At 69.8% G+C, this 5,362-nt stretch carries 1 pseudogene; it reads left to right on the plus strand.

The window, feature by feature from the left end:
• Nucleotides 1-12: 12 nt before the first annotated feature.
• Nucleotides 13-5,362: pseudogene (locus tag P3T39_RS37105) on the plus strand (beta-ketoacyl synthase N-terminal-like domain-containing protein); the annotation flags it as partial.

Here is a 5,362-nt window from a genome sequence, read left to right on the forward strand (position 1 = left end):
GCCGAACAGGGTGTGCGGCATCTGGTGCTGACGAGCCGTCGTGGTCTGGATGCGCCTGGTGTGCCGGAGTTGGTGGTGGAGTTGTCCGCTCTGGGGGCGGGGGTGGAGGTGGTGGCGTGTGACGTGTCCGATCGTGCCGCGTTGGCCGCTCTGCTGGATGGGGTTACTGCGGTTCGTCGTCTGACGGGTGTGGTGCATGCGGCGGGTGTGGGTGACAACGCGCTGGTGGGTGCGTTGACTGCGGAGCGGGTTGATGCGGTGCTGGCGCCGAAGGCGGATGCGGGGTGGTATCTGCACGAGTTGACGCGGGGGATGGAGCTGGCCGCGTTCGTGTTGTTCTCGTCGGCGGGTGGTCTGGTGCTGACGGCTGGTCAGGGCAACTACGCGGCGGCGAACGTGTTCCTGGACGCTCTGGCGGCCCAGCGCCACGCCGAGGGCCTGGTTGCGACCTCGATGGCCTACGGCCTCTGGGAGGTCGGTGCCGGACTGGGCCAGTTCCTGAGGGACGTGGACCGAAAGCGGATGGCGACCCAGGGTGTTCCGGCCCTGGCCCACGAGGAGGGCCTGGCGCTGTTCGCGGCCGGTCTCCGTTCCGAGCGGGCCAATGTCGTACCCATCCGGGTGGACACCGCCGCCCTGCGGACCCGTACCGACGAGGTGCCCGCCCTGCTGCGCGGCCTGACGCCGGTAGTGAGGCGAGCAGCGACGGCCTCCGTTGCGCCGGCTGTGACTCTGAAGGAACGGCTTGCGGGGCTGACCGCCGGTGAGCGGCAGCGTGCCGTGCTGCAACTCGTCCGCGCCCAGGTGGCCTCGGTGCTCGGGCACGCCTCGGCCGAGGCGATCGAACCGGACCGCGCCTTCCAGGAGCTGGGCTTCGACTCCCTGGCGGCCACCGAACTGCGCAACCAGCTCAACACCCTCACCGGCCTGCGCCTGCCCGCCACCCTCGCCTTCGACTACCCCAACGCCGAGACCGTCGCCGATCACATCGTCACCACACTCGGCGGCGACGACCGTGCGGTCACCGGTGAGGATGCGATCCGCCAGGCCCTGCAGTCGATCCCGACCAGCCGTCTCCGCGACGCCGGGCTGATGGACAGTCTGCTCGAACTGGCGGAGACCGAGGTCGTGCTCTCCGACCCGGAGGGCACGGAGAGCTATGACGAGGAGTACGACGGCCTCGACTCGCCGGACGCCGAATACCGCGAAGCCGCAGATCATGAAGCCGCGGACCACGGAACCGCGGACCACGAAGCTGCTGACGACGGCCCTGCCGGCGACGGCTCTGCGGACGACCGCTCTGCCGGCAGCGGCGCCGCGCTGCGAGCCGCGCGAAGGGATGCGGCCCGGCTGCGTGCGCACAACCGCAGGCTCACCACGGCCCAGCACGAGCCGATCGCCATCGTCGGAATGTCCTGCCGCTACCCGGGCGGCGTGACGACTCCAGAGGACCTGTGGCAGCTGGTGATGTCGGGCGGTGACGCGATCTCGGGCTTTCCCGGCGACCGTGGCTGGGACCTCTCGGTTCTCCGCGATCCGAACGCCGAGCGCCCGGACGCGTACTACACCCGCGAAGGCGGATTCCTGGAGGAGGCTGCGGAGTTCGACCCCGGCTTCTTCGGGATCTCGCCGCGCGAGGCGCTGGCGATGGACCCGCAGCAGCGGCTGACGCTCGAACTCGCCTGGGAGGCGCTGGAGCGGGCGGGCATCGACCCGACGTCGCTGCGCGGCACCAGGACCGGTGTGTTCGCCGGCGTGATGTACCACGACTACCCGGGCAGTGACGGCAACGGCAGCGTCGTGTCCGGTCGTGTCTCCTACAAGCTCGGCCTCGAAGGACCGGCGGTCGCGGTGGACACCGCCTGCTCGTCCTCGCTGGTCGCGCTGCACCTCGCCGTCCAGGCCCTGCGCCAGGGCGACTGCTCACTTGCTCTGACCGGTGGCGTCACGGTGATGGCCACCCCGGGCGTGTTCGTCGAGTTCGGCCGCCAGGGCGGTCTGGCCTCGGACGGCCGCTGCAAGTCGTTCGCATCCGCCGCCGACGGAACCGGGTTCGCCGAGGGCGCCGGCTTCCTCGTGGTCGAGAGGCTGTCGGACGCCGTCCGCAACGGTCACCCCGTACTCGCCGTCATCCGGGGCTCCGCGGTCAACCAGGACGGCGCGAGCAACGGCCTCACCGCGCCCAACGGCCCGTCCCAGCGCCGCGTGATCCGGCAGGCCCTCGCGAACGCCCGCCTCGCCGCCGACCAGATCGACGTGGTCGAGGCGCACGGCACGGGTACCACCCTGGGCGACCCGATCGAGGCGCAGGCGCTGCTGGCGACCTACGGCCAGGAACGCGCCGCCGAGCGGCCTCTCTGGCTCGGCTCGGTGAAGTCCAACATCGGCCACACGCAGGCTGCCGCCGGTGTGGCGGGCGTGATCAAGATGGTCATGGCGATGCGCAACGGCGTACTGCCGTCGACACTGCACGTGGACGAGCCCAGCCACGAGGTCGACTGGACTGCCGGAGCGGTACGTCTCCTGACCGAGGCTCAGAAGTGGACCGCAGGCGGCCGTCCGCGCCGAGCGGGCGTCTCGTCCTTCGGGATCAGCGGCACCAACGCGCACGTACTGCTGGAGGAGCCGCCGGTGTCCACACCGGTGCTGCGCGGCGGTACGGCGCAGGCGACTCCGGAAGCCTCAGTGCCCGCCCCGGCCTCACAGCCGGTCGTACCGTGGCTGGTGTCCGCCGCGACTCCCGAAGCCCTGCGGGCACAGGCCGAGCGCCTGCTCTCGCTCATCGCCGGCGAGGAGACGCTCAGCCCGCTCGACGTGGCGTACTCCTTGGCCACGACGAGGAGCGCACTCGAACACCGGGCGGCGGTCGTCGCCGCCGACCGGGACGAGCTCGTGTCCGGGCTTCGCGCGATGGTGCGAGGGGAACTGCCCGAAGGGCTGGGCACTGCAGGACTCCTGGCGTTCCTGTTCTCGGGTCAGGGGTCTCAGCGGCTGGGTATGGGTCGGGAGTTGTATGGGCGGTTCCGGGTGTTCGCGGAGGCGTTCGATGCGGTGTGTGCGGGGTTGGACGAGCATCTGGACCGGCCGTTGCGTGAGGTTGTCTGGGGTGAGGACGAGGGTCTGCTGAACCGGACCGTCTATGCGCAGGCGGGGTTGTTCGCGGTCGAGGTGGCGTTGTTCCGGCTGGTTCGGTCGTGGGGTGTGCGGCCGGACTTCGTGGCGGGACATTCGATCGGTGAGGTGGCTGCGGCGCATGTGGCCGGGGTGTTCTCACTGACGGATGCCTGCACCTTGGTGGCGGCTCGCGGTCGGTTGATGCAGGCGTTGCCGGCGGGTGGGGCGATGCTGGCGGTCCGGGCGACGGAGGATGAAGTCCTGTCGTTGCTGGGTGAGTTGGTGTCGGTTGCGGCGGTGAACAGTCCGTCGTCGGTGGTGGTCTCCGGTGCCGAGGACGCGGTGGAGGCGGTTCGCGCCCACTTCGAGGCGCAGGGGCGGAAGGTGTCGCGGCTGCGGGTCTCGCATGCGTTCCACTCGCCGCTGATGGATCCGATGCTGGACGATTTCCGTAAGGTCGTGGAGGGCCTCTCGCTTCAGACGCCCGACATCCCTGTGGTGTCGAACCTGACGGGTGCGTTGGCCACGAGCGAGCAGCTGTGCTCTCCGCAGTACTGGGTGGAGCACGTCCGCGAGGCGGTGCGTTTCGCGGACGGTGTGCGGACGCTGCACGCCGAGGGTGTGACGCGGTTCCTGGAGTTGGGCCCGGACGGTGTCCTGACGGCCATGGCCCAGGAGTCGGCAGCCGAAGAGACCGTCCTGGTGCCGGTGCTCCGGAAGGGCTGGGCGGAAGAGTCAGCGACAGTGGACGCAGTGGCTCGCCTGAACCTCCATGGCGTGAAGGTCGATTGGGCCGCGTTCTACGCCGGGACCGGTGCACGGCGCGTCGAGCTGCCCACCTACGCCTTCCAGCACCAGCGCTTCTGGCCCGCAGTGATGGGCTTCGCCGGAACTGCGGAGTCCGTCGGGATGAAGGCGGCGGAGCATCCGTTGCTGACGGGTGCTGTGGAACTGGCGGGTTCCGACGGGTTCTTGTTCACGGGTCGGTTGTCGGTGCAGTCGCATCCGTGGCTGGCGGATCATGTGGTGATGGGTTCGGTGTTGGTGCCGGGTACGGCGCTGCTTGAACTCGCGGTGCGGGCCGGTGACGAGGTCGGCTGTGATGTGGTGGAGGAGTTGACGCTGGCCGCGCCGCTGGTGCTGCCCGAGCAGGGCAGCGTGCAGGTGCAGGTGTCGGTTGGTGAGTTGGAGGAGTCCGGTCGTCGTGCGGTGAGTGTTCACTCCCGGCCGGACGGTGCGCACGAGCAGGTGTGGACGCTGCACGCGAGTGGTGTGCTGGCGTCCGGTGCGGTGCCGGTGTCGTTCGATGCGTCGGTGTGGCCGCCGGCGGGTGCCCAACCGCTGGATGTGGCTGGTGTGTACGGGCGGGCCCTGAACGCGGGCTTCGAGTACGGCCCGGTGTTCCAGGGGCTGCGGGCCGCCTGGCGGCTGGGCGACGAGGTGTTCGCAGAAGTCGCTCTCCCCGATGGTGTGGACGGTGGTGCGTTCGGTCTGCACCCGGCGCTGTTCGACGCCTGTCTGCATGCGTTCGTGGTGGGCGGTGGTGAGGACGGTTCTTCGGGTGGTGTGCCGTTCTCGTGGGCCGGGGTGTCGCTGTATGCGGCGGGTGCTTCGGCGGTGCGGGTGCGGTTGACGCGGTCCGGTGACGGCGGTGCGCTGTCGCTGGCGATCGCTGATACGACGGGTGCGCCAGTCGCTTCGGTGGGTTCGCTGGTGGTGCGGCCGGTATCTGCCGATCAGCTGGGTGAGACACCGGTCTCCCGCGATTCGCTGTTCCGGCTGGACTGGGTGCCTGTTCGGGTGGCGGGCGATGCGTTGGTGTCGTATGCGGAGATCGAGGTGGACGCGGACGCTCTGGCGGAGCTCGCTGTCGATGTTCCGAGCACTGTGCTGGTTGCGTTGGCCGCTGCTGGTTTTGGTGGTGTGGTGGAGTCGGTGCATGCGGTGGTGTCGCGGGTGCTGGGTCTGGTGCAGTCCTGGCTCGCCGATGAGCGGTTCGCTGATTCTCGTCTGGTGTTTGTGACGCGTGGCGCGGTTTCCGGTGTGGATCTGGCCGGGGCGTCGGTGTGGGGTCTGGTGCGGTCGGCGTTGTCGGAGAATCCGGGCCGGTTCGGTCTGGTGGATCTCGACGGTGACGACCGGGCGTGCCAGGCGGTGCTTCCGCAGGTTCTCGCTCTGGATGAGCCGCAGGTGCTGGTCCGGGATGGTGAGGTGCTGGTGGCCCGGCTGGCGCGGGTGGCCGTGTCTG

This window comes from Kitasatospora sp. GP82 (genome assembly GCF_029892105.1).
Taxonomy (GTDB): Bacteria; Actinomycetota; Actinomycetes; order Streptomycetales; family Streptomycetaceae; genus Kitasatospora.